The following is a 23,215-nucleotide window of genomic DNA, read 5'->3' as shown; positions in this document are numbered from 1 at the left end:
TTATGATAAAACTACCGTTATAATTCCTTTTAATATATCTGCTCTTATTTTATTCTTATCTTCTGCTGTAATTAATGTTCTATCATTTAATGAAATTTTTATTATTTCATACTCTTTATGCGTAATTGCATTAGAGTCTTTTAAATGATCAAGAATTGATATTGCTCCTTTATATGTAATACTACTACCTATGGAATTTCTTATTAAATCTAATCTTTTATCCTGATTGTCATATGTCACTTTTCTAATAACTATACAACCACCTCCACCTCTCTTACTTTCGATTAGATACCCCTTCTCGTAGGTAAATCTAGTAGTTAATACATAATTTATTTGTGATGGAGCACAAGAGAACTTGTCTGCTAATTCATTTCTCTGAATTAATATTTGCTTTCCTCTTTCTTCATTTATCATATTCTTTATAAAACTTTCTATTGTATCTGAAATTATTGCCATTTTTTCACCTTCTTAAACCTATATTTTAAATAGACCTTCTTTGACTTTCATTATATATTATTCTTTTTATTATGTCCATTTTATAAGTTTTACCCTTTATAATATAATTTTAGTAGTGAAATATATTAAATCACTATATATTTTTCAAAAATAGGAATTATTTTATAGGTTTTTTCAAAAAATAATTATATTGTTTTTTTAGGAGTGATTTTTATGGAAATTCAATGGATTGGTGGTTCAAGCTTTATAATAAAAAATTCTATTGGAAAACGTATCTTAATAGATCCTGTACAATTAATTTCTACTATTAAAAAATATGATTTTAAATCTAATATAATTACTTTTAGTCATACTCATAATCATAAAAATATTTTAGATTTTGTAGATAACGAGTGTAAAATTATAAATAGCGTTTGTTCTTTTGAAAATGACTTTCTTTCATTAAATGGATTTTTATCTTATAGAGATAATATGAATGGAACTAAAAGAGGTGAAAATATAATTTATATTTTCGAAATTGATGGTCTTAAACTTTGCCATTTAGGAGCCCTTGGACATAAGCTTGATGAAGATTTATTAAAAACTCTTACAGATATAGATATTTTATTTATTCCTATTGGAGGGCATTTTTACTTAGATGGATATACAGCATCAAAATTAGCACTTTCTATTGGCCCTAAATACATTATACCTATGTGCTATAGAACTTGTAATGAATATTTCTTTTTAGATGGCCCCCATAAATTTTTATCTAATATGAAAAATGTAATTAAATATAAATCTACTATCTTAAAAACAGATGAATTAAATTTTGAAAATAAAAATACAGTTATCCTTTTACCTTTTTCAAATTAGATTCTTTACCTAAAAAAGTTATAAAGTATAATCTTTTTAACTTTAAGATTATACTAGAAGTTATCTATAAATTATGTTTTGATATAATTTTCTAAAGAATAAAAAAAACCGTCAATCGACGGTTTTTTCATTTAGATTACTCTTGAACTGGAGCTCCTACTGGACAAACATTTGCACAGTTTCCGCAATCGATACAAGTATCTGCATCTATAACGAATTGAGTGTCTCCTTGACTTATAGCATTTACTGGACATTCTGCAGCGCATGCACCACAGTTTACACATGAATCTTGAATTACGAATGCCATAAAAAGCACCTCCTAATTTTTTTGAATTTATTTCATATCTATTTTAGCACAATGATTTTAATTTTTAAAGAGGAATGAATAAATTATCTATTTCTAGTACTTATTGTATAATTATATCGTTTATATAACACTATACCCTTTCTCTTCTATTGAGTTAGTTATATCTTCTATTGTTATACTTCTATCATCATATACTATACTAACCTCTTTCTTTAACATATTTACTTCACAGGCAATTACTCCTTCATTATTAGATATAGCCTCTCTAATGCTAATTACATCATTATTTGTATTAATATTGCTTACTTTTATTAAAGATTTCATTACTAATCCTCCTAATTATCTTTTATAAGATCTCTAATTAACTTCTTATCTTCTGGTAGTTCTACTTCTAATTTAATATCTGAATCTTCAACTGAATCTTCATAAACTCCTTCAATAAGCTCTAAATTCTCTATTCTAAACTCTTCTACTACCTCTTCATCGCCTCTTCTATATTTTACCTTAACACTTTCTTTTACTGTGTTATTGCTTACAACTTCACCTTGCATTTCTTCATTTCTAACTATTGAACCAACTCTAGGTAATCTCTTTCTAATTTCTTCATATGTGCTTTGTTCATAATTTAAACAACACATTAATCTACCACATATTCCTGATATTTTAGTTGGATTTAATGATAAATTCTGTTCCTTTGCCATCTTTATAGATACTGATGCAAAATCACCTAAAAACGTAGAACAACACATTGGTCTACCACAAGGTCCTAATCCACCAAGCATCTTAGCTTCATCTCTAACACCAATTTGTCTTAACTCTATTCTAGTTTTAAATATTGTTGCTAAATCCTTAACTAATTCTCTAAAATCAACTCTTCCATCTGCTGTAAAATAAAATATAACTTTATTATTATCAAATGTATACTCTACATCTATTAATTTCATGTTTAATCCATGCTCTGTTATTTTTTTCAAACAAATTTCAAGAGCATCTTTTTCTTTTACCTTATTATCCTTATGTTTATTTATATCTTCTTTCTCTGCAACTCTTATAACACTTTTTAATGGTGCGACTATATCTGTTTCTAGAATTTCTTTAATTCCTATTACACATTCTCCAAACTCAATTCCTCTTGCTGTTTCTACTACAACATAATTTCCCTTTTGTATATTTAAATCTTTAGGATCGAAATAATATATCTTTCCAGCCTTTTTGAATCTTACTCCAATAACTTTTATCATATTTAAACCTCCATAAAGTCTATAAGCATAACTCTTATTGTAATAGAAAAATTTGAGTTACTAATTAGATTAATTCTAGTATCTCCTATTTTTTCTATAATACCATTAAGCTTATTATACGACATATCTATAGCTAATTGTTTTATAACCTCTATTTTATCCCCATTTATTATTCCGCTAATATTTTCTACTTCTTTATAAACCATTATATCTCTTATAAAGGAGGCTAAAATGTTTAATATTTCTTCTTTTTTATCCTTATATGTATTTAGCTCATTTTCAAAGCTTAATATCTTTTCTAAGTCACTTTTCCCAATTTGCCCAAGCAAGTCCAATAATAATTCTCTCAAACTTTTTAATTTATCATCTGTCAAAAATCTTTCAGCTCTACCTGGAACTCCTTCACTATAAGCCACTGCTGATGTTATTTCTTCATCACTTATATCTTTATTTAAAATTTCAATGTATTCTATTACTTCATTTTTAGATAATGGTGTTAATTTATATATTTGACATCTAGATTTTATGGTATCTAATATTAGCTCTAGACTTTCACAAAGAATCATTATAAATACACCCCTTGGTGGTTCTTCTACTGTCTTTAGTAAAGCATTTTGAGCTTGAGTTGTAAGCTTATTTCCATCATGAATAATAATAACCTTTTTATCACCTTCAAATGGCTTTTTATTTACTTCTTCAATAATATCTCTTACCTCGTCTACTCCAAATGAAGATTTTTTACATCTATAATTTATAATATCAACATAGTTTCTATTTTCTTCACCATTTAAAATTTTAACAGCAAACTTTTTAGCTAAGCTACTTTTTCCTATTCCATCTTCCCCTACTATAAGATGTGCATGAGAAATATTACCAGACAATATTCTTTTTTCAAAACTATTAATTATACTACTATGTCCTATAAATTTTCTCATGCAATCCTCCGTTAATTTTATATCTTAATAAACTGATCTACATCAACAACAAAAATTGTTGCCCCACCAACTTGAACTTCTATTGGATATGACATATACATATCTGTGTTTCCAGCAATAGGCGTTGGTGTTGTTATCATTTGCTTTCTTGTTTTACATACTTCTTCAACAACATCTATAACGCTTTGAACTTTATCCTTTTCTACCCCTATAATAAGGGTAGTATTACCGGATTTTAAAAATCCTCCTGTTGTTGCTAACTTAGTAACTCTAAAGCCTGCTTCAGTTATTGCATCTACTAAATCTAGTGCGTCATCATCTTGTACCATTGCTATTACTAACTTCATATTAAATCCTCCCCTAAAATATAATACCCTAATAATATTTTATCATAAATGCTGTATAAATTAAGTAAATTTTATTAATATACGTTTTATTTTTCATTTATTTTTCTTAAAACTATATTCTTTACCTCATCAAAAACCTCTTCTACTGATTTCTCTGCATTTATTTTTATTATATCCTTTGAATTATCCTTGTAAATAATATCATATCCCTCTCTAACCTTTTTATGAAAATCTATTTTTTCAAGGTCAAGTCTATTTACTTCTCTTTCATTGTTTTTAGATATTCTAGATAATCCAATTTCAGGGGATACATCAAATAATATACTTAAATCCGGCATATAATCATCTATCGCAAATTTATTTATTTCAAATACCTCTTTGATTCCTAATCCTCTTGCATATCCTTGATAAGCTAAGGAGGAGTATACAAATCTATCACAAAGTACTATTTTCCCTTTTTCTAATTCTTTTATAACTTTTTCTACTAAATGCTGCCTTCTTGCAGCAGCATATAATAATGCTTCTGTTTTTCCGTCCATTAATGTATTTTTAGGATCTAATATCACTTCTCTTATTTGTTCAGAAATTTTTATTCCACCAGGCTCACGAGTCTTAATACACTCTATATTATTTTCTATTAAATAGTTGTACACCATTTCTAAAATTGTACTTTTTCCTGAACCATCTCCACCTTCAAATACTATAAACTTTCCTCTTGTCATTATTTTTACCTCTTAATCTATATGTTAAATTTACTAATTAAATTTTCTTTTATCTTGTCCACGTAAAATTTATAATTAGCATCTTCTATACTACAATTAGCTATTTTGTTATAACAGCTTTGGCATAATAGTCTTTTAGCTATAATTATACCATTATCTTTTTCTTTTCTACAAATAATACATTGATTTTTATTATCATATTTATAAATTTCTTTAGGTTTTATATTCATTTCCCCCACCCTTTCATAATTTACTATTTTAATTCTGAACTAATAAAACAAATTTTATTCTTTTTTAAAACAATAAAATTTATAAATATTTTTTTCACTTTAAGGGAAAATTAAAGAAAAAGATAATTTGGGAGGAATAAGTTCTATGAAACAAGATATGATTTCTTATTTATCTACTTGTAAAGAAGATATATGTAAATTAAATAAGTATTTATTTGATAATCCTGAAGACAGTTATAATGAACATAAGAGTTGTGAGTATATTACTAACTTTTTAAAAAAATATGATTTTAATATTGAAACAAATTATTTAGATTTAAAAACTTCCTTTTATGCTTCTAAGGGAAATGGCCATCCTAAAGTATGTTTTTTATGTGAATATGATGCTGTTCCTGGCGAAGGTCACTTAACTGGACACAACCTACTTACATCTACATCAATTGCAGCAGCTTTATCACTTGGTAAAATAATTGAAAAATGTGGTGGTACAGTTATTATAATAGGTTGTCCTGGTGAATATTTAGGTGGAACTAAATCTGTTATGGTTAAACAAGGAGTCTTTGACGACATAGATGTTGTTTTGCTTGCACATCCTGATATTATTACATCTGAAAGTGGTAGTTCTTCAGCAATTATTCCTTTAAATATAAAGTTTATTGGTAATAGTGGACTAAGCTTTTTAAATAAAGGTAGTTATACATCATTAGATGGTATCTTATTAACATTTAATATCCTAAATTCATTACTTAAAGGCTTCCCTGAAGATATAGAAATAAATTCTATACTATCACAAGGTGGATTTACCCCATTATTAATGCCTTTAGAATCAGAAGCTAAATTCTACATTAGAGCTAAAGATATGGATCTTGCAAGATTAGCTGAGAGTAAACTTAGAGAAATTGCTATATATGTATCAAAGCTAATTAGAGTCCAATACTCTATATCTCTTTATGAGCCTGAAAATGAAGAGCTATTAACTAATAGAACGCTAAATAGGTTATTTAGTCATAACCTTAAAGAAAATGGAATTATAAATATTAATGGACCTAGAGATGTATATTCAGGCTTAAGTCTTGGTGTAGTAAGTAAGAAATTACCTTGCATTCACCCTTATATATCTATAGTAGATAATCCTAACATTAAGTATGGTACAAAGGAATTTGCTAGTGCTACTATTTCCGATTTTGCTATGGATCAATGTATTAAAGCTGCATTATCTTTGGCTTTTACAGGATATGATATAATCTTAAACTCAAACTTATTATCAGAAGTAAAAGAAGAATTTTTTAAGAAGTAAAATTTAAAGAGGCTTCCGCACAAAGAAATTTTAATATACTATATAGTATATCTATATCCTTTAATGCGATAGCCTCTTTAAATTAATATTATTGTTATAGTAGTATAAATTATAATTCCAATTATAATTTTATTATTTTTATTAAAATTATAACTATAATTATGACGTCCTATATAACACCTATTTTTCAATGCTAGATCAATTTCTTTCCATCTATTAATTAAATTTTTAAATGAAACACCACAAAGCTTACCAAAATCTATTACGCTTCCTTTAAATCCATTAAATCCAGCTCTTGATTTTATTGCTTTTAATGTTATTGAAAAATCATCCTCTAAAATAATAATAAATCTTTCCATAGATTTAATAATATCACCAATATCTTTTGTATACTCCCATTTACTTAATATATATACAATATGATTTATTGGAGTTGTTAACGCTAAGAAACCTATAGATACTCCTCCATTAATACCTCTTAAAATTAAAATTAGTATATAATTTATAGTATATCTATCAATTAATAGTGTTATAGCTGTGAATAGTGAAAATAAACTTATAATAGCTAAAAATTTACTTACTATTTTAAGTGGATTTTTTGCTAATAAATTTAATACTATGATTAATAGTATATTGAAGCATATAAAATAAATATTTTTTGTATAACTACAACTAACTAATGATACTATTACTAAAAATATTTTTTCTAGCGGATGAATTTCTCTATATTTACTATTTAAACTATATAGATTTATTTCTCTTATCACTTTTTTTCTTTCCTATAAAGTATCCTATGAATCCAGCTCCTAAAGCTGCCTGCATTGAGAAAAGAAAGCTTTCTACTTCCCCTGATGGTGGCTCCCATAAACTTTCTGCCCATGGTTCATATTCACTATTTATTTCAGTTATTAACTCTTCTGCCTGAGCATCTGCCCCTTCAAAAGCTCCATTTTTACTAACTACAAATGGCACTGCAACTAATAAAATACAAATAATAATTAAAATTAAATTTTTCCTTTTCATTACATTAGTGCCTCCTCTAATTCTAATACTTCTTTTGAACAATGTTTCTTAATAAAATCATATATAATAACAGAAACTATACCTTCTACAATAGCTAATGGTACTTGTGTTATAGCAAATACCCCTGCAAACTTAATCATAGATGCTAATGGTCCACCCTCTGGTGATGGAAATGCTAGACCTAGTTGTATTGAAGTAACAACATAGGTAAATAAATTTCCTAATGCACAAGCTGAAAATACTGCAATTGATTGATTTTTCTTCTTTAATAATCTATATACTCCATAGGCTATAAATGGCCCTATAATCCCCATTGACACTACATTTGCTCCTAGTGTAGTTAAACCACCATGTGCTAGTAATAATGCTTGAAATAACAGTACAACTACTGAAATTATAACCATAGCTATTGGTCCAAAAACTATTGCCCCAAGACCTGTTCCTGTTGGATGTGATGAACTTCCTGTAACTGATGGAAGCTTTAATGCAGACATCATAAAAACATATGCTGCCATTAATGCTAATAGCATTTTTATATCACTATTTCTCTTTATATTTTTTCTTAGCTCCTTAACACTTAAAAATATAAATGGCGCTGCTAAAACAAAATAGAATACACACCAATTTAAAGATAAATACCCTTCAGCAATATGCATTGCATAAGCATTAAATGGTATGCTAAACGAAAGCATTAAAGTAAATAATATAAATCCTAACCTTTTCATTTTTTCTCCCCCTAAATATAGTATTTTTTAATTAAAAATCTAACCAGTGTATTTACATTATCAAAAACTTGTCCATATGTTATTTTAGGACGTTTTATAATAATGACTTTTACATTATTCTTTTGTGCAGAATCTATTTTCTCTTTTATCCCCCCCTCTAATCCACTTTCTTTAGTAATTAAGGCCTTAATATTGTATTCCTTAATTATCCCATTATTTAGTTCATATCCAAATGGACCCTTTATAGCTATAATATCTTCTATATCAACACCACTATTTATTACCTTTTGTAATACATTTGGATTTGGAAGTATTCTATGTATAACTCTATTTTTCAAACCTAACTTGACTATAGTTTCTACATTATTACTTCCTGTGGTATTTAAAACATTTCCCTTTATATTAGATAGAGCTTCTTTTAATTGATAATATTCTTGAATTTCAATTACGTTTTCTTTTGGTATCTCATCAAAATAACTTTTTCTTTCATAACGTATATAATCAATATTCATTTCATCGCAAACTTTGATTAATGTCTTACTCACTTCTTTCGCATATGGATGCGAAGCATCAACTAATGATTTAAGATTAAATCTTTTAACTAATTCCTTAAATTCATCATAATTAAGTGGCTTAGTATTTATATATTTAAATTTATATTTACTTAATAGTTCTCCCCCATAAGCTGTTGCTGTTGAAATAATAACATCACTTGTATGTTTATTTAAAAGTGATAAAATCTCTTTGCCTTCTGATGTTCCTAAAACAAAACCTATCATAAAGAATATCCTCTTGGAGTAATAAACTTATTATTTTTAATGAAACTTTTAGAGTTTCCAATAATAACTATAGAAAACATGTCTACAACATTTTCATCAAAATTCTCTAGGGTAAAAAATTTAAAGCTTTCATCATCTCTTAATGCATTTCTAACTACACTAACTGGAGTTTTTAACTCTCTATATTCTTTTATAATTTCTATACATTCTTTTAAGTAATTAGGCCTTCCCTTACTTCTTGGGTTATAAAGAGAAATAACAAAATCTCCTTCTGCTGCTAACTTAACTCTCTTTTTTATATCTTCGTATGGAGTCATTAAATCACTTAAACTAATATTGCAGTTATCATGCATTAACGGTGCGCCTATTAATGATCCTGCTGCACTTGAAGCTGTTATTCCAGGTATTATCTCAATCTCTTCATCTTTTTGCATCTCTAATATTAAACCAGCCATTCCATATATCCCTGAATCTCCAGTACTTATTAATGCAACATCATTTTCCTTTGAAAGCCTTAAAGCTTCCTTGCATCTTTCCTCTTCTCCTCTCATACCTGTTGAAAAAATTTCTTTTCCTTCTATAAGAGGTTTGACCATTGATATATATTTTGTATATCCAACAATAATATTGCTTTTTTCAATAGCCTTTAATGCCTTTGTAGTAATATGCTCTAACCCACCAGGCCCAATTCCTATTACGTATAATTTCCCCATTTTATATTCTCCTTTAAACTAATTCACCAATAGCTAGTGTCATTCCATTATTTTTAATTTTTTTTACTATTAAATTTCCACCTAAAAGTTCTATTACAGGTTCACAAACACATTTAACACCAACTTGTTTTTTTACAAAGCTACTACCTTCATATTTATCTTCAATTTTTAAAATTTCTTCTTTACTAAAAACCTTAAATTCACATTTTACTTCTTTAGTCAAACTTAAAATAGCTTCTTCATCTTTTTTTACATCTATTGAAGCTATATATCTTATAGCTTTTTCACTTATATTATTTTCCTTCAATGTATCAAAAATAAACTTCTTCAATTTCTCCCCTTCAGTATTTTTCCTGCATCCAATACCTAAAATTACATTTCTTCTTATAAGCTTTAAAACCTTAGCCTGTTCTTCTAGCTTATTAGTAATCCATAAAGTATTTTCTCTTAATTTATCTGTTGCAATATATCCATTAGGAAGATTAATTTTATTTATATCATCTTTAAAATAAACCTCTTCATCATTTACCAGTCTACTGGCAATATCCTTTGCAAACTTTAAATCTTCTATTAAAAGATTATTATTAATTGCTATAATATCTGGTGCTTCTTTATTTAAATTATCTGTTGCAGTTGTAATTACTACAGTATTATTTAGTACTGTTGAAACCTTTCTTGCTAATTCATTTGCACCTCCAAGGTGACCTGAAACTAAACTTATTGAAAAATTATTACAAACATCAACTACTACAACTCCAGGATCTTTATCCTTTCCTTTTAAATATTTAGCTATAGCTCTTACTGCTATACCAGTTGAACTTATAAATATTACATATTTATATTTTTCAAAACAAATAGATGTTATATTATCTAATGAAAATTTTTTATCTTTAGACTTTAAATACAAATCCCCTCCAAGTTCACATTGTATTTTTTCAGCTAAAATATTTCCTTTTTCAGTAACACTGATTATACCTATCATAATTACTCTATTCCTTTTCTATACATATGAGTAAATGACTTATCGTATAAAAGGCTTTTTTCATAACTACAATCTATAAAATCTCCTACTAATATTTGAGCACATTTTTTAATTCCAGCTTTTTTAACCTTTTCAGAAATATCATCTAATGTTCCAGTTATTACTCTTTCATCTTCCCAGGTTGCTCTTTCTACAACTGCTATTGGAACATTCCTTCCATAACCTTTTTTTAATTTCTCTACTACCTTATCTATCATTGATATTGATAGAAATATAGCCATCGATGCTCCTATTTTAGCTAAAACCTCTAAATTTTCTGTTTCTGGCACCGGAGTTCGTCCTTCTACTCTTGTTAATATTACTGTTTGAGTTACTGATGGAAGTGTAAATTCTTTATTTATAGCTGCTGCTGCTGCTGTAAATGAGCTAACACCTGGAATTACTTTATAATCTATATTTAACCTATCAAGTTCATCCATTTGTTCCTTAATAGCTCCATATATTGATGGATCTCCTGTATGAAGTCTAACTATTATTTTATTTTCATTTTTCTTTATCACTTCTATTACTTCATCTAAGTTCATACTTGCTGAATTATAGCTAATAACATCTTTTTTGCAAAAGGTTAAATGTTCCTTAGCAACTAATGAACCTGCATAAATTACTATATCTGCTTTAGTTAAAATATCTCTTCCCTTTATAGTTATTAAGTCAACATCACCTGGTCCTGCACCTATAAAATAAACCATTTTCAACCTACTCCCTACTTGCTAAAATTAAAGACATATAATCTCTAGAATTTATTATTGCCTCTTTATCTTTTAAAATAGTTTGTCCTTCTCTACCTGCTCTACTTACATATATATAATCAAAACCTTTTTTTTCTAATACATTCACAACATTTTCTTCATGTTTATAAACTTTCATAATTACAACATACTTTTCATCTTTAATATCATCTACTCTTGTAGCTGGTAAAATCATAAGTGGGTTATCCCCTACAACTAAAGTTCTATCAACTATACTTGCTGCTGCACAAAATGAAGTTATTCCAGGTATTGTTTTAACTTCAAAACCCCTTTCCTCCATATGAGTTAATAAATGAATATAAGTACTATATACATAAGGATCTCCAATAGTTAAAAATGCTACATCCTTTCCCTCTTTTAGTTTTTCCTCAATTACGTCATAAGCTTCTTTTACTTTTATATTTTTATCACTTGTTCCCATTGGGAAATGCTTAACTATAACTTCTGTACCTTCTCTTATATACTCTTTTGCGGTTTCTAAAGCTATGCTAGTTCCACCTGCCATAGCACTTGGTGCAACTATAACACTACATTTCTCTATTATTCTTACCCCTTTTACAGTAAGTAATTCACTATCTCCAGGTCCTACACCTATTCCATATAAAGTTGCCATATTTAACTTTCTCCTCTTACACTTTTCACTATATAAATTGGGTTATTAGCTATCATCATATAGCTCTTCCCTCTATTTTTACTTATTTGAACTAAAGATACATCAACTATGTATCCAATACCTTTAATATATTCCATTGCCTTATATGCATTATCTAATGTAATAAAGTTCATTACTATTGTTCCATTTATATTAAGAAGCTCATTACACTTTTCAATTATATCTTCTATATTTCCTCCACTACCTCCAATAAATATAGAATCAAACTTAATTTTCTTTTCTATAAGTTCATTTAATACCTCAGATGCATCACCTTTAAATAAATTTATATTTTTACAATTAAATTTTTCTATATTTTTAACTGTTACTTCATAAGCTTCTTCATCTCTTTCTATTGCATATACTTTTCCATTTGTTACAACTTTAGAAGCTTGTACAGTTATTGTCCCTGTACCCGATCCAACATCAAGTACTATTGAATCTTCCTTTAGTTCCATTTTTAAAAGACTTAAAGCTCTTATATCCTCTTTAGTCATTGGACAATTTCCTCTTATAAACTCATTATCCTTAATTAAAATCATTAAAGTTTTAATCCTCTCTTTCTACTATAAATATTGATAAATCACTAAAAACTTCATTCACTATTTCATCTGGCTTTCCTATTAAAATCCTCTCATTCTCATAAGATAAATTTTCTCCAACTACTACTTTACAATTTATAGATTCTTTCAATAAAATTTTACAAAGATTTTGAGGATTATTCCTTTTATCAGTTAGCCAAATAGATAATTTATTTTCATTAACTTTGTTTATAAAGTCATCATCTCTTCCATGTAAACTTCCTACATATGAATTATTCCAACAAACTCCAATCTTACATGTTAAATATTGAAAAGAGCTTATACCCGGTATCACTTTTAAATTACCATTATAATTATTTTTTATAAAATTTGTTATTCCGTAAAATGTTGGATCTCCTGATGCAACTATAGATATATTTTCATCTTCCTTTAACTCGTTAACTTTATCTACTAACTCCTTTAGTGATGACACTTTAACCTTTTTAGTATTAATTTTGTCCAATGAATCTATTACTCTAGAAAATCCTAGTATAATATTACTTTCACTTAAAATTCTTATAGCTTCGGGTATTATATATTCAAAGCTTCCTGGGCCTACACCAACTATATAAACCATTATTTATCCTCCAAAGAATTGTATAGTATTTTATAATCTGAAAAACCACAGTACATTATTGTATTGCATTTAATTTCTCCATAGGAATATATCGTCATTCTATTATTTATTTTTTCACCTATATTCTTATATAAGCTTTCATAGCCATCTCCAAGCAGTTTAACAGCTCCTTCACTTGTTTTTTCTTTTAACACATCTTCTATTAGTTCCTTTTTATGACCTAATAGTGCTAATTCTAATGCTATTACTTCAAGCCTTACATCAGCAACTCTACTATGTGTATTAAAGCATCCATATGCAACCTTACTTATTTTTCCTATATGTCCAACAAGAACAATGTCTTTCACTTTAGCTAAGGAACAACATTCTAATGAAAAACCTATAAAGTTAGATACTATGACTATTTCATCTTTATTAAATCCATTTTCTAAAGCACATTTTTCTCCTATATTTCCTATTGCTAATACAAGTCTTTTTTTATTTATAGCTTTTTGATTAATTTCTATTTTTATTGAATCCTTAAGAGCCTCTTCAGACATTGGTTTAACAATCCCTGTAGTTCCTAGTATTGATATACCATTTTCTATTCCAAGTCTTGGATTAAATGTTTTAACTGCTATTTCTTTCCCCATTGGAGAAAAAATTGTTACTCTAACTCCCTTATTTTTAGGTTTAACAGAGTATACTTCTTCTTTTATCATTTTTCTTGGAATATCATTAATGGCATATTCTCCTTTTTTTACAAACAATCCATCCTTGGTTACTATTCCTATGCCTTCTCCTCCAGTAATACAAAAATCTTCATTATAATTTTCTACTTTTGCATAAATTTTTATTCCATTAGTAATATCAATATCATCTCCACCATCTTTAATAACAGATACAGTTACAGAATTTTCTTCTTTTTTTATAGAATCTATATCAATATTTAAACTAATTCCCTTTGGGGTTTTTATATTAATACTCTCTAGTATTTCATCATTAAATAACATAAAAGTTGCAGCCTTTGCAGCCGCTGCTGCACAAGATCCAGTTGTATATCCACATCTTAACCTTTTACCATCACTTTCTATATAAAGATCTAGCATTTATTCACGTCCTTTCAGCAACCATATACATTAATGCATTTACAATAGCTGCTGCTACAGTACTTCCACCCTTTCTACCTCTAACTCTTATATAAGGTATTTTTAGATCCTCTAAATTTTCTTTACTTTCACTTGCGCCTACAAAACCAACTGGAACAGCTATTATAAGTCTTGGGTTTGCTTTTCCTTCACTTATTAATTCCTTAAGTTTAAATAAAGCTGTAGGTGCATTTCCAAAAACAAAAATATCTACATTATCATCACAAGCTTTTTCTACTGCTGCCATTGATCTTGTTATTGATTTTTCTTTAGCTTCCTTATGAACCTCTTCTAAATTCACATAACATATAGCTTTTCCATGTAATTTTTCTAATGCTTTTTTATTTATACCTGATAAAGCCATATTAGTATCTGTATATATAACCGGATTAGATTTTAATATGTTTTTAGCAGTCTCTATTGCATCAGAGCTTATCTCAACTAATTCTTTATACTCAAAATCCGCTGTTGTATGAATTACCCTTTTTATTATTTTAAGTTCATCTTCATTAAAATTATGGTTTCCCATTTCTTTTCCTATAATTTCAAAGCTAGTATTTTCTATATCCATAGGATTTTTAATATATCCCATAATTAACTCTCCTTACTATTTTTTAATATATACTTTAAGAATTCAATATTCCCAAAGAAATGAATATGTGGATATCCTGCTAATGTATTATTCTTTTTATATCCACAGTTCCATAATATTTTTTCCCCAGTATACGAATTTTTTTCAACATCATATACTGTTTTTTCATTTGAGTCAGTTAAAGATTTATGAAACTCATGACAATTAATCTCTACACCATCAAAATTCACTTTAGCATAACCAAATCTATTTAACCTTTTAGTCATATAGCTTTTTCCATTAAAGAAACCTACCATAGGAACTTCATCTATTTTTTCTGTTAAATACATTAATCCACCACACTCACCATAGCAATTAATACCACTATTTAAAGCATCTTTTATACTTTTTAACATTGTTTTATTATTACTAAGCTCTTCTTTAAATACTTCTGGATAGCCTCCACCTAAATAAATAAAATCAATATTATCTGGTAACTTTTTATCCCTCAATGGACTAAAATAAATAACCTCACCAACTTCTTCTAACAACTCTAAATTTTCTTTATAGTAAAATCTAAAAGCCTCATCATATGCAACACCGATTCTAATACCTAAATTATCTAAGTGAAATTTATCCTCATATTTATCTATATCTTTAAATTCATCAATTAACGTATCTAAATCTATATTATCTTCTATTTCATTTGCACAAATTTCTATTTTATTAATAAGGTTATCTACCTCAACACTTTGCACTAAGCCAAGATGTCTACTTGATAATTTCATCTCTTCATTTTTAGGAATATATCCAAAAACTTTTAAGTTACAATTTAACTCGATTGCTACTTTTAATAACTTATAATAACTTTCAGAAATACAATTTAATACAACACCTACTATGTTGGCATTTTTAAAATTCTTAATTCCATTAATTTCTGCACATAATGTTACACTCTGTGCTTTAGGAGTTATCACCAATAGTATTGGTGCATTATTTAAAACTTTAGATAAGCTATAAGTTGACCCTTCTTCTGTTATCCCCATTCCATCATATAAGCCCATAGCCCCTTCAATAATTGCTAAATCCCCATCTCCTCTAGAAAAACTCGCTTTAACTCCATTTTCCCCCATTAAATGTAAATCTAAATTTCTAGATGCTTTACCTGTTATCTCACTATGAAAACCTGTATCTATATAATCTGGCCCACTTTTATACCCCTGAATATCATACCCTCTATTTTTTAAAGCCTTCATTAATCCTAAAGTAACTGTGGTTTTTCCACCACCACTACAATTTGATGAAATTATTAATGTTTTCATTATCTATTCCCCTTCTTAGTTTCTCCAATGCCTAAATATCTATCTTCTATTAAATCATTAATTCTATCTATATATAAATTGTTAAATGAGTCTATTTCACCAAGTCCATGTAAATGAACTCTAACTTTTATACCCTCTTTTTCTAACATTGTTTTCCAAGAATCCTCATCATCTGATGCCATATCATTTATAGCATGATCTCCTGCTACTAACATAAGAGGAACTAACATAACACTATTTATATTTTTTCTCTTAACTCTTTTTAATACAGTTTCAAAATTAGGATAGCCTTCAACTGTTCCAACAAAAACATTTTCATAGCCCATATCCTCTAGTACCATTTGTAAACAACCATAAACTGCATTTGACGGATTAGCCGTTCCATGTCCTATCATAATTATTCCCTCATCTAATTTAAGTAAACCCTTTACCGAATTTATAAATAATGAATAATCTTGTGGCAATTCCTCTATCCCTTGATAATAAAATATTGGTCTTCCTAATTTTAAAGATTTAAACTTATCTGCAAATGTTCTTTGTACATTCCTTATATAATTAAATTCCTCTCCTGGAATAAGATGAAGTGGTTGTATTATTACTTCCTCAATACCATCTTTATATAACTTTTCTAAAGCTTCTTCCGGTGTATCAGTATTTATTTCATGCTTTTCTTTTAATTTTTTTATTATTTTATGTGATGTGAAAGCTCTAATAACCTTATAATCCTTAAAAGCTCTTCTAATTTGATTTTCTGCTTTTTCTATACACATTTCTAATGTATTTAAATAGCTAGTACCAAAACTGACAACTAATATAACCTTTTCCATTTATCTTCTCCTAATAATTTTTAATTAAAAAAATAAAAGCGCCTCCTTAAGAGACGCTAAATTTCTAACAAAAAGCAAGATTAATAATCTGTAATATAATAATATTCCAGTTTTAAAACTATATATAACTTGCCCTTGCTACTTATCTTCCCTCCGAAGGATAGCATCAACTTTAGGCAGGTCTCCTGACTTAAACTTCTACCGCATCTCCTCCTTCCCAACAAATTATATGCCAGTGGATATTATAGAGAATTGTCTGTTTTTACAGTAGCGGGGGCTGTAGTGGACTTACACCACTTTCCCTTTTAACTTTAGAACTATATAACTCTAAAGCACCTAAAATTTTCAATATTTTCTTTTAATTATATCTTAATAAAGTATTCCTTGCAACACTTACTATTTATGAATGATTTTACATCACAAAACTCTATTTACTAAAAAATAAAAAAATAGGTCTTTATAATAAAAACCTATTTTTATATTAATTAATTTTATTATTCATATTACAAGCTAATCTTCCGTGTTTAATTATACGTTTTATAAATAAATCACTAGGTTGAAACTTTATTTTCTTCACTTTATTATCGTTATTATATATGCAATAATAAACATCATCACCTATTCTATTACATAAATAACTTTTGCATCTTCTTATCGCTGCATATTTTTTAGGAATATCCACTCTTTTTCCTATGTATAATATGTCTGATATTTTTATACTCTCTAAGTTCTTTTCCTCTCTAGAAGTTATTCTATTTATTATAAGCTTGTCTGCTATTATTGCATGCTTATAGGATTGTCTGCAACTTCTAATTTCTCTAAATATAAGAGCTAATGTTAATACTACCAATGTCCAATTAAATATACGACCTAAAATATGTCTATTAAGATTAGATCTTTCTATTGCTTCAGATATATATAAAAATATAGTAAGTACAGTAAGTGTTATTACTATTACCGGCACCTTTCTCTTAGCAATAATTTCCCTATGCATCATTTTAAAAATCCCCCGTATTGTATTTAATAAACAATATTGTGATTATACTAATAATTACTGGTTTTAGCCACTTTAAAATTCATTCATTAACGATGATATTTCAATCTTAAAGTTTGTTTAATGAAAACTAATCATAAATATATACTTTTTCTAATGTTATCTTTGTTTATCTTCAATATTAAAATTTTATATAAGTATTTTTTAAATTTAATGTCATAAAATCCTATTTAATAGTATAATTGTTTCTGTAACTAATAGGAGGTGTATTTTTTGATTCAAATTTACAAAAGCATGAGCGAACAAAATCCTTCATTAAAAGTACTAGATAATTTAGAACCAGGTTGCTGGATTAATATAGTGGCCCCATCTGATGAAGAACTAATTTTAATTTCTAAAAAGACCGGTGTTCCACTACCTTTTTTAAAAGCACCTTTAGATGATGAAGAAACATCCCGTATTGATATAGAAGATAATTGTGTTTTAGTTGTAGTGGATATTCCTTTTACCGAAATGGAGGATAACTCTCTTACCTATGATACATATCCACTTGCTATAATTCATACTGAAAAGCAACTTATAACTGTTTGTTTAAAAAATAGTAGAATATTAACTGATTTTATAAATGGAAAAGTTAAATCTTTTTACTCATTTAAGAAATCTAGATTTATACTACAAATATTAAATAAAATTTCATCTTTCTATTTACTGTACCTTAGACAAATAGATAAAAAAAGTTTAATGATAGAAAAAAGACTTCATAAATCAATGAAAAATAGAGAGCTTATTCAACTACATTCGTTAGAAAAATCTTTAGTTTATTTTTCTACATCACTTAAAGCAAATGAAATAACTTTAGAAAAAATGCTTAAGCTTGAAATAATGCAAAAATATGAAGATGATAAAGATGTCTTAGAAGATGTAATAATTGAAAACAAACAAGCAATTGAAATGACAGAAATATATAGTAATATTCTTGCCAGTACAATGGACTTTTTTGCATCTGTTATATCAAACAATCTTAATATAGTAATGAAAGTTCTTGCATCTGTTACTATACTAATGGCTATTCCAACTGTAATTGGTGGGATATTTGGTATGAACTTTATTAAAATGCCTTTATTAACTCATGAATATGGTTTTGAAATAACTATGGTAATAACAATAATATTAACATTAGGTGCAGCATTTTTCTTATACAAACACGATATGTTTAGCTAGTATATTCTTTATAGGTTAGTATATTTGTACTAACCTATATTTTTTTTAATATATTTATAAATAAGAATAATTTTAAGTAGGTGAATTCCTTTGTTAAAAGTAAACCCAATAAATAAACAATCTACAATAGGAATAGTTTCTCCGGCTTCTTGTGATGATGAACTCTTCATAAATAAAAAAATATGTGAGTTTGAGGAACTTGAATTTAAAGTAAAAAAAGGAAAACATATATACGACATATATGGCTATCTTGCTGGAAATGATAAAAATCGTGCTGAAGATTTAACAGCTATGTTCCTAGATGATGAAGTAGATGCTATTGTCTGTTTTAGAGGTGGCTATGGAGCCATTAGAATGATTCCTTATCTAGATTTAAAAGCAATAAAAAAACATCCAAAACCTTTTTGTGGTTATAGTGATATAACTTTACTTTTAAATTACCTTAATAAAAAATGTAACATTCCTACCTTTCACGGTCCTATGATTAATTCTAATTTTAAAGATAATATTACTAATAAATACTTCTTTGATTCATTAAGTAACAATAATAAATTTTCATATAATTTAAGAGAAATTTGTGGTGAAAATTACACTATTCATAATAAAAGGGATTTCAGAGGGAGACTTATAGGGGGTAACCTTTCAATTATTTGCTCAAGTATTGGAACACCATATGAAATAGATTGTCGAAATTCAATATTATTTATTGAAGAAGTGGATGAAAGTCCATACTCTGTGGATAGATTACTTTCTCAATTAATTAGCAGTGGTAAACTAAAATACTGCAATGGAATTATATTAGGTTATTTTACTGATTGTTCTTCGAATAATCCAAGAAGCTTTAAAGTTGAAGAAATATTTAATGAACTCTTATCACCTTTAAATATTCCTATTATCTATGGATTTCCTGCCGGACATGCTTATCCTAATATAACATTCCCTATAGGTTCTAAGTTTAAATTTTCTAGTAACAATGATACTTTATCAATTTGTGAAAATATATTTAAATATTAATTTATATAACAAAAAACCTACAAGAATAATTCTTGTAGGTTTTTTTGGAGGCGCCACCCGGATTTGAACCGGGGATAAAGGTTTTGCAGACCTCTGCCTTACCACTTGGCTATAGCGCCATACCTGGTGGCTCGACCAGGAATCGAACCAGGGACACGAGGATTTTCAGTCCTCTGCTCTACCGACTGAGCTATCGAGCCACATGACCTAGCGACGTTCTACTCTCCCACACAGTCACCCGTGCAGTACCATCGACGCTGTAGAGCTTAACTGTCCTGTTCGGAATGGGAAGGAGTGTTTCCTCTACGCCATCATCACTAGATGGATTGAGATCCTAAATCTTTGATTTAGTTTCTTCTTTTTAATTTTCAGAGTTTGTTCTCTGAAAATTGCACATGAATGAGAGCCAAAATTCTTTGATTTTATTTCTCGAATTTACTCAGCTATGCTGAGTTTTCTTCTTTTTTATTGGTCAAGCCCTCGACCTATTAGTATCAGTCAGCTAAATATGTTACCACACTTACACCTCTGACCTATCAACCTTGTGTTCTTCAAGGGGTCTTACTAGCTTATGCTATGGGAAATCTCATCTTGAGGGGGGCTTCACGCTTAGATGCTTTCAGCGTTTATCCCTTCCCGACTTAGCTACCCAGCTATGCTCTTGGCAGAACAACTGGTGCACCAGAGGTCAGTCCATCCCGGTCCTCTCGTACTAAGGACAGCTCCTCTCAAATTTCCTACGCCCGCGACGGATAGGGACCGAACTGTCTCACGACGTTCTGAACCCAGCTCGCGTGCCGCTTTAATGGGCGAACAGCCCAACCCTTGGGACCTACTACAGCCCCAGGATGCGACGAGCCGACATCGAGGTGCCAAACCTCCCCGTCGATGTGGACTCTTGGGGGAGATCAGCCTGTTATCCCCGAGGTAGCTTTTATCCGTTGAGCGATGGCCCTCCCACGAGGTACCACCGGATCACTAAGCCCGACTTTCGTCCCTGCTCCACTTGTGGGTGTCGCAGTCAGGCTCCCTTCTGCCTTTGCACTCTTCGAACGATTTCCGACCGTTCTGAGGGAACCTTTGGGCGCCTCCGTTACTTTTTAGGAGGCGACCGCCCCAGTCAAACTGCCCACCTAACAATGTCCCGTCACCAGATTCATGGCGTCCGGTTAGAACCCCAATACTGTCAGGGTGGTATCCCAAGGTTGACTCCACCAAGGCTGACGCCCTAGTTTCTCAGTCTCCCACCTATCCTGTACAGACAATATCGGAATTCAATGCTAAGCTACAGTAAAGCTCTACGGGGTCTTTCCGTCCAATCGCGGGTAGCGAGCATCTTCACTCGCACTACAACTTCGCCGGATTTGCAGTTGAGACAGTGCCCAAGTCATTACGCCATTCGTGCGGGTCAGAACTTACCTGACAAGGAATTTCGCTACCTTAGGACCGTTATAGTTACGGCCGCCGTTTACTGGGGCTTAAGTTCACACCTTCGCTTGCGCTAAGTGTTCCCCTTAACCTTCCAGCACCGGGCAGGCGTCAGCCCCTATACATCAGCTTACGCTTTAGCAGAGACCTGTGTTTTTGCTAAACAGTTGCTTGGGCCTATTCTCTGCGGCCTACTCTCGTAGGCACCCCTTCTCGCGAACTTACGGGGTCAATTTGCCTAGTTCCTTAACTGCAATTCTTCCGATGGCCTTAGGATTCTCTCCTCACCTACCTGTGTCGGTTTGCGGTACGGGCACTATTTCTCTCTCTAGATGCTTTTCTTGGAAGCATGGAATCAGATACTTCGGTCACTTGGACCTTCCCCATCACGCCTCAGAATTGTTAAAGCGGATTTGCCTACCTTAACTTCCTAAACGCTTAGACTAGCATTTCCAATCGCTAGCACATCCTATCCTTCTCCGTCACACCATCGATAATAACGATAATAGTGGTATCGGAATATCAACCGATTGTCCATCACCTACGCCTTTCGGCCTCGGCTTAGGTCCCGACTAACCCTGGGCGGACGAGCCTTCCCCAGGAAACCTTAGGTTTTCGGCCTGTAAGATTCTCACTTACATCTCGCTACTAATGCCAACATTCTCACTCGTAATCAGTCCACCGCTCCTTACGGTACGACTTCAGCCCGATTACGACGCTCCTCTACCGCTGAAGTAAACTTCAGCCCGTAGCTTCGGTGGTAAGTTTGAGCCCCGGACATTTTCGGCGCAGGATCTCTCGACTAGTGAGCTATTACGCACTCTTTCAATGAGTGGCTGCTTCTAAGCCAACATCCTAGTTGTCTTAGAAATCCCACATCCTTTTCCACTTAACTTACACTTTGGGACCTTAGCTGACGATCTGGGCTTTTTCCCTTTTGACCACGGATCTTATCATTCGTAGTCTGACTGCCGGACTCATAGTATATGGCATTCGGAGTTTGATAAGGTTCGGTAAGCGATATGCCCCCTAGCCCATTCAGTGCTCTACCTCCATTACTCATATCCGACGCTAGCCCTAAAGCTATTTCGAGGAGAACCAGCTATCTCCGAGTTCGATTGGAATTTCTCCGCTATCCACAGCTCATCCCATGCTTTTTCAACAGCAACGTGGTTCGGTCCTCCACGGGGTTTTACCCCCGCTTCAACCTGGCCATGGATAGGTCACCCGGTTTCGGGTCTACGGCATGCAACTAGTCGCCCTATTAAGACTCGGTTTCCCTTCGGCTCCGTACCTTAAGTACTTAACCTTGCTACATACCGTAACTCGTTGGCTCGTTCTACAAAAAGCACGTCATCACCCTCATATGGGGCTTTGACCGGTTGTAGGCACACGGTTTCAGGTTCTATTTCACTCCCCTCCCGGGGTTCTTTTCACCTTTCCCTCACGGTACTGCTTCACTATCGGTCATCAGGTAGTA

Annotated in this window: 27 protein-coding genes, 2 tRNA genes, 2 rRNA genes and 1 riboswitch (1 of these 32 only partly in view); of the genes, 4 read left to right on the top strand and 27 right to left on the bottom strand. The window is 30.2% G+C overall.

Annotation, left to right across the window (positions count from 1 at the left end; all coding sequences use genetic code 11):
* Positions 1–456, bottom strand: a complete 456-nt coding sequence (locus tag ACYQ1T_RS07240; protein ID WP_459833411.1) for a CtsR family transcriptional regulator — start codon at positions 454–456, stop codon at positions 1–3.
* A gap of 213 nt (positions 457–669) precedes the next feature.
* Between ACYQ1T_RS07240 and ACYQ1T_RS07235 the strand changes: the two genes are divergently transcribed.
* Positions 670–1,311 carry an MBL fold metallo-hydrolase gene (locus ACYQ1T_RS07235; protein ID WP_459833409.1) on the top strand — a complete coding sequence of 214 codons (642 nt, stop codon included), beginning with the start codon at positions 670–672 and terminating at the stop codon, positions 1,309–1,311.
* Positions 1,312–1,447: 136 nt separating this feature from the next.
* Here ACYQ1T_RS07235 and ACYQ1T_RS07230 read toward each other — a convergent pair whose 3' ends face one another.
* The 7 genes from ACYQ1T_RS07230 to ACYQ1T_RS07200 form a co-directional block, all read right to left on the bottom strand.
* Positions 1,448–1,618 (bottom strand): DUF362 domain-containing protein, encoded by a 171-nt coding sequence (locus ACYQ1T_RS07230; RefSeq protein ID WP_021876904.1) that lies wholly within the window; start codon positions 1,616–1,618, stop codon positions 1,448–1,450.
* 120 nt (positions 1,619–1,738) lie between these two features.
* Entirely contained in the window at positions 1,739–1,942 is a 204-nt protein-coding gene (locus ACYQ1T_RS07225; protein ID WP_459833405.1) for a heavy-metal-associated domain-containing protein, read from the bottom strand.
* Positions 1,943–1,953: 11 nt separating this feature from the next.
* Positions 1,954–2,859 carry a PSP1 domain-containing protein gene (locus ACYQ1T_RS07220; protein WP_459833402.1) on the bottom strand — a complete coding sequence of 302 codons (906 nt, stop codon included), beginning with the start codon at positions 2,857–2,859 and terminating at the stop codon, positions 1,954–1,956.
* A gap of 2 nt (positions 2,860–2,861) precedes the next feature.
* Positions 2,862–3,794 carry a DNA polymerase III subunit delta' gene (locus ACYQ1T_RS07215; protein WP_459833399.1) on the bottom strand — a complete coding sequence of 311 codons (933 nt, stop codon included), beginning with the start codon at positions 3,792–3,794 and terminating at the stop codon, positions 2,862–2,864.
* A 17-nt stretch (positions 3,795–3,811) separates the two neighbouring features.
* Positions 3,812–4,141 carry a cyclic-di-AMP receptor gene (locus tag ACYQ1T_RS07210; protein ID WP_459833396.1) on the bottom strand — a complete coding sequence of 110 codons (330 nt, stop codon included), beginning with the start codon at positions 4,139–4,141 and terminating at the stop codon, positions 3,812–3,814.
* An 86-nt stretch (positions 4,142–4,227) separates the two neighbouring features.
* Positions 4,228–4,863, bottom strand: a complete 636-nt coding sequence (tmk, locus tag ACYQ1T_RS07205) for a dTMP kinase (protein WP_459833393.1) — start codon at positions 4,861–4,863, stop codon at positions 4,228–4,230.
* A gap of 17 nt (positions 4,864–4,880) precedes the next feature.
* On the bottom strand, positions 4,881–5,093 hold the full coding sequence (locus tag ACYQ1T_RS07200) for a sigma factor G inhibitor Gin (RefSeq protein ID WP_459833391.1): 213 nt from the start codon (positions 5,091–5,093) through the stop codon (positions 4,881–4,883).
* A gap of 145 nt (positions 5,094–5,238) precedes the next feature.
* Here ACYQ1T_RS07200 and ACYQ1T_RS07195 point away from each other — a divergent pair, with 145 nt between their 5' ends.
* Complete coding sequence (locus ACYQ1T_RS07195; RefSeq protein ID WP_459833388.1) at positions 5,239–6,390, top strand: zinc-binding metallopeptidase family protein; 1,152 nt, start codon at positions 5,239–5,241, stop codon at positions 6,388–6,390.
* A 77-nt stretch (positions 6,391–6,467) separates the two neighbouring features.
* Here ACYQ1T_RS07195 and ACYQ1T_RS07190 read toward each other — a convergent pair whose 3' ends face one another.
* The 15 genes from ACYQ1T_RS07190 to ACYQ1T_RS07120 all read right to left on the bottom strand — a co-directional run bounded on the left by ACYQ1T_RS07190 (position 6,468) and on the right by ACYQ1T_RS07120 (position 18,075).
* Positions 6,468–7,157 carry a CbiQ family ECF transporter T component gene (locus tag ACYQ1T_RS07190; RefSeq protein ID WP_459833386.1) on the bottom strand — a complete coding sequence of 230 codons (690 nt, stop codon included), beginning with the start codon at positions 7,155–7,157 and terminating at the stop codon, positions 6,468–6,470.
* Positions 7,132–7,413 (bottom strand): energy-coupling factor ABC transporter substrate-binding protein, encoded by a 282-nt coding sequence (locus tag ACYQ1T_RS07185; RefSeq protein WP_459833383.1) that lies wholly within the window; start codon positions 7,411–7,413, stop codon positions 7,132–7,134. Before ACYQ1T_RS07185 ends, ACYQ1T_RS07190 begins: the two co-directional genes overlap by 26 nt.
* Positions 7,413–8,138: an energy-coupling factor ABC transporter permease gene (locus tag ACYQ1T_RS07180; RefSeq protein ID WP_459833381.1), complete on the bottom strand. Its 726-nt coding sequence runs from the start codon at positions 8,136–8,138 to the stop codon at positions 7,413–7,415. Before ACYQ1T_RS07180 ends, ACYQ1T_RS07185 begins: the two co-directional genes overlap by 1 nt.
* An 11-nt stretch (positions 8,139–8,149) precedes the next feature.
* The gene (locus ACYQ1T_RS07175) at positions 8,150–8,917 is read right to left on the bottom strand and encodes a cobalt-precorrin-6A reductase (RefSeq protein ID WP_459833378.1); all 768 of its coding nucleotides are present in this window, start codon (positions 8,915–8,917) and stop codon (positions 8,150–8,152) included.
* Positions 8,914–9,630, bottom strand: coding sequence for a precorrin-3B C(17)-methyltransferase (gene cobJ / locus ACYQ1T_RS07170; RefSeq protein ID WP_459833375.1), 717 nt, complete (start codon positions 9,628–9,630; stop codon positions 8,914–8,916). Before cobJ ends, ACYQ1T_RS07175 begins: the two co-directional genes overlap by 4 nt.
* Positions 9,631–9,643: 13 nt before the next feature.
* On the bottom strand, positions 9,644–10,612 hold the full coding sequence (cbiG, locus tag ACYQ1T_RS07165) for a cobalt-precorrin 5A hydrolase (RefSeq protein WP_459833373.1): 969 nt from the start codon (positions 10,610–10,612) through the stop codon (positions 9,644–9,646).
* A 2-nt stretch (positions 10,613–10,614) separates the two neighbouring features.
* Positions 10,615–11,361: a precorrin-4 C(11)-methyltransferase gene (gene cobM, locus ACYQ1T_RS07160; RefSeq protein ID WP_459833370.1), complete on the bottom strand. Its 747-nt coding sequence runs from the start codon at positions 11,359–11,361 to the stop codon at positions 10,615–10,617.
* A gap of 7 nt (positions 11,362–11,368) precedes the next feature.
* A complete protein-coding gene (locus ACYQ1T_RS07155; protein ID WP_459833367.1) occupies positions 11,369–12,034 on the bottom strand; it encodes a cobalt-factor II C(20)-methyltransferase in 666 nt (221 codons plus the stop codon).
* Between the two features lie 2 nt (positions 12,035–12,036).
* The gene (gene cbiT, locus ACYQ1T_RS07150) at positions 12,037–12,615 is read right to left on the bottom strand and encodes a precorrin-6Y C5,15-methyltransferase (decarboxylating) subunit CbiT (RefSeq protein ID WP_459833365.1); all 579 of its coding nucleotides are present in this window, start codon (positions 12,613–12,615) and stop codon (positions 12,037–12,039) included.
* Positions 12,616–12,622: 7 nt separating this feature from the next.
* On the bottom strand, positions 12,623–13,231 hold the full coding sequence (cbiE, locus tag ACYQ1T_RS07145) for a precorrin-6y C5,15-methyltransferase (decarboxylating) subunit CbiE (RefSeq protein ID WP_459833362.1): 609 nt from the start codon (positions 13,229–13,231) through the stop codon (positions 12,623–12,625).
* On the bottom strand, positions 13,231–14,319 hold the full coding sequence (gene cbiD, locus ACYQ1T_RS07140) for a cobalt-precorrin-5B (C(1))-methyltransferase CbiD (RefSeq protein WP_459833360.1): 1,089 nt from the start codon (positions 14,317–14,319) through the stop codon (positions 13,231–13,233). The genes cbiE and cbiD overlap by 1 nt, the downstream gene beginning before the upstream one ends.
* 4 nt (positions 14,320–14,323) lie before the next feature.
* Complete coding sequence (locus ACYQ1T_RS07135) at positions 14,324–14,950, bottom strand: precorrin-8X methylmutase (protein WP_459833358.1); 627 nt, start codon at positions 14,948–14,950, stop codon at positions 14,324–14,326.
* Between the two features lie 2 nt (positions 14,951–14,952).
* Positions 14,953–16,251 (bottom strand): cobyrinic acid a,c-diamide synthase CobB, encoded by a 1,299-nt coding sequence (locus ACYQ1T_RS07130; protein WP_459833355.1) that lies wholly within the window; start codon positions 16,249–16,251, stop codon positions 14,953–14,955.
* A complete protein-coding gene (locus tag ACYQ1T_RS07125) occupies positions 16,251–17,078 on the bottom strand; it encodes a sirohydrochlorin cobaltochelatase (protein WP_459833353.1) in 828 nt (275 codons plus the stop codon). The genes ACYQ1T_RS07130 and ACYQ1T_RS07125 overlap by 1 nt, the downstream gene beginning before the upstream one ends.
* Positions 17,079–17,236: 158 nt before the next feature.
* A riboswitch (cobalamin riboswitch) is annotated at positions 17,237–17,433 on the bottom strand.
* A gap of 126 nt (positions 17,434–17,559) precedes the next feature.
* Positions 17,560–18,075 (bottom strand): DUF6106 family protein, encoded by a 516-nt coding sequence (locus tag ACYQ1T_RS07120; protein ID WP_459833350.1) that lies wholly within the window; start codon positions 18,073–18,075, stop codon positions 17,560–17,562.
* Positions 18,076–18,345: 270 nt separating this feature from the next.
* On the opposite strand from ACYQ1T_RS07120, the gene ACYQ1T_RS07115 reads away from it, so the two are divergent.
* Both ACYQ1T_RS07115 and ACYQ1T_RS07110 read left to right on the top strand, forming a co-directional pair.
* Positions 18,346–19,293 (top strand): magnesium transporter CorA family protein, encoded by a 948-nt coding sequence (locus tag ACYQ1T_RS07115; RefSeq protein WP_459833348.1) that lies wholly within the window; start codon positions 18,346–18,348, stop codon positions 19,291–19,293.
* A gap of 90 nt (positions 19,294–19,383) precedes the next feature.
* Positions 19,384–20,307, top strand: a complete 924-nt coding sequence (locus ACYQ1T_RS07110; RefSeq protein ID WP_459833345.1) for a S66 peptidase family protein — start codon at positions 19,384–19,386, stop codon at positions 20,305–20,307.
* Between the two features lie 45 nt (positions 20,308–20,352).
* Here ACYQ1T_RS07110 and ACYQ1T_RS07105 read toward each other — a convergent pair.
* From ACYQ1T_RS07105 to ACYQ1T_RS07090, 4 genes are all read right to left on the bottom strand, one after another.
* Positions 20,353–20,426: transfer RNA gene (locus ACYQ1T_RS07105), tRNA-Cys, on the bottom strand.
* 5 nt (positions 20,427–20,431) lie between these two features.
* A tRNA-Phe gene (locus ACYQ1T_RS07100) sits at positions 20,432–20,507 on the bottom strand.
* A 5-nt stretch (positions 20,508–20,512) separates the two neighbouring features.
* Positions 20,513–20,629, bottom strand: a 5S ribosomal RNA gene (gene rrf, locus ACYQ1T_RS07095).
* A gap of 146 nt (positions 20,630–20,775) precedes the next feature.
* A 23S ribosomal RNA gene (locus ACYQ1T_RS07090) occupies positions 20,776–23,215 on the bottom strand; it runs 466 nt beyond the window's last position.

The organism is Clostridium carnis (assembly GCF_054657435.1).
This window is presented reverse-complemented; position numbering and strand designations above follow the sequence as displayed.

Bases quoted from the DNA above. Each gene is read 5' to 3' on its own strand.
- ACYQ1T_RS07230 (WP_021876904.1), bottom strand. From the start codon at position 1,618: ATGGCATTCGTAATTCAAGATTCATGTGTAAACTGTGGTGCATGCGCT.
- ACYQ1T_RS07125 (WP_459833353.1), bottom strand. From the start codon at position 17,078: ATGGAAAAGGTTATATTAGTTGTCAGTTTTGGTACTAGCTATTTAAAT.
- cobM (WP_459833370.1), bottom strand. From the start codon at position 11,361: ATGGTTTATTTTATAGGTGCAGGACCAGGTGATGTTGACTTAATAACT.
- cbiT (WP_459833365.1), bottom strand. From the start codon at position 12,615: ATGATTTTAATTAAGGATAATGAGTTTATAAGAGGAAATTGTCCAATG.
- ACYQ1T_RS07180 (WP_459833381.1), bottom strand. From the start codon at position 8,138: ATGAAAAGGTTAGGATTTATATTATTTACTTTAATGCTTTCGTTTAGC.
- ACYQ1T_RS07220 (WP_459833402.1), bottom strand. From the start codon at position 2,859: ATGATAAAAGTTATTGGAGTAAGATTCAAAAAGGCTGGAAAGATATAT.
- ACYQ1T_RS07120 (WP_459833350.1), bottom strand. From the start codon at position 18,075: ATGATGCATAGGGAAATTATTGCTAAGAGAAAGGTGCCGGTAATAGTA.
- ACYQ1T_RS07195 (WP_459833388.1), top strand. From the start codon at position 5,239: ATGAAACAAGATATGATTTCTTATTTATCTACTTGTAAAGAAGATATA.
- ACYQ1T_RS07130 (WP_459833355.1), bottom strand. From the start codon at position 16,251: ATGAAAACATTAATAATTTCATCAAATTGTAGTGGTGGTGGAAAAACC.
- ACYQ1T_RS07175 (WP_459833378.1), bottom strand. From the start codon at position 8,917: ATGATAGGTTTTGTTTTAGGAACATCAGAAGGCAAAGAGATTTTATCA.
- tmk (WP_459833393.1), bottom strand. From the start codon at position 4,863: ATGACAAGAGGAAAGTTTATAGTATTTGAAGGTGGAGATGGTTCAGGA.
- ACYQ1T_RS07200 (WP_459833391.1), bottom strand. From the start codon at position 5,093: ATGAATATAAAACCTAAAGAAATTTATAAATATGATAATAAAAATCAA.
- ACYQ1T_RS07240 (WP_459833411.1), bottom strand. From the start codon at position 456: ATGGCAATAATTTCAGATACAATAGAAAGTTTTATAAAGAATATGATA.
- ACYQ1T_RS07215 (WP_459833399.1), bottom strand. From the start codon at position 3,794: ATGAGAAAATTTATAGGACATAGTAGTATAATTAATAGTTTTGAAAAA.
- ACYQ1T_RS07135 (WP_459833358.1), bottom strand. From the start codon at position 14,950: ATGGGATATATTAAAAATCCTATGGATATAGAAAATACTAGCTTTGAA.
- ACYQ1T_RS07225 (WP_459833405.1), bottom strand. From the start codon at position 1,942: ATGAAATCTTTAATAAAAGTAAGCAATATTAATACAAATAATGATGTA.
- cbiG (WP_459833373.1), bottom strand. From the start codon at position 10,612: ATGATAGGTATAATCAGTGTTACTGAAAAAGGAAATATTTTAGCTGAA.
- cobJ (WP_459833375.1), bottom strand. From the start codon at position 9,630: ATGGGGAAATTATACGTAATAGGAATTGGGCCTGGTGGGTTAGAGCAT.
- ACYQ1T_RS07210 (WP_459833396.1), bottom strand. From the start codon at position 4,141: ATGAAGTTAGTAATAGCAATGGTACAAGATGATGACGCACTAGATTTA.
- ACYQ1T_RS07235 (WP_459833409.1), top strand. From the start codon at position 670: ATGGAAATTCAATGGATTGGTGGTTCAAGCTTTATAATAAAAAATTCT.
- ACYQ1T_RS07155 (WP_459833367.1), bottom strand. From the start codon at position 12,034: ATGGCAACTTTATATGGAATAGGTGTAGGACCTGGAGATAGTGAATTA.
- cbiD (WP_459833360.1), bottom strand. From the start codon at position 14,319: ATGCTAGATCTTTATATAGAAAGTGATGGTAAAAGGTTAAGATGTGGA.
- ACYQ1T_RS07185 (WP_459833383.1), bottom strand. From the start codon at position 7,413: ATGAAAAGGAAAAATTTAATTTTAATTATTATTTGTATTTTATTAGTT.
- cbiE (WP_459833362.1), bottom strand. From the start codon at position 13,231: ATGGTTTATATAGTTGGTGTAGGCCCAGGAAGCTTTGAATATATAATA.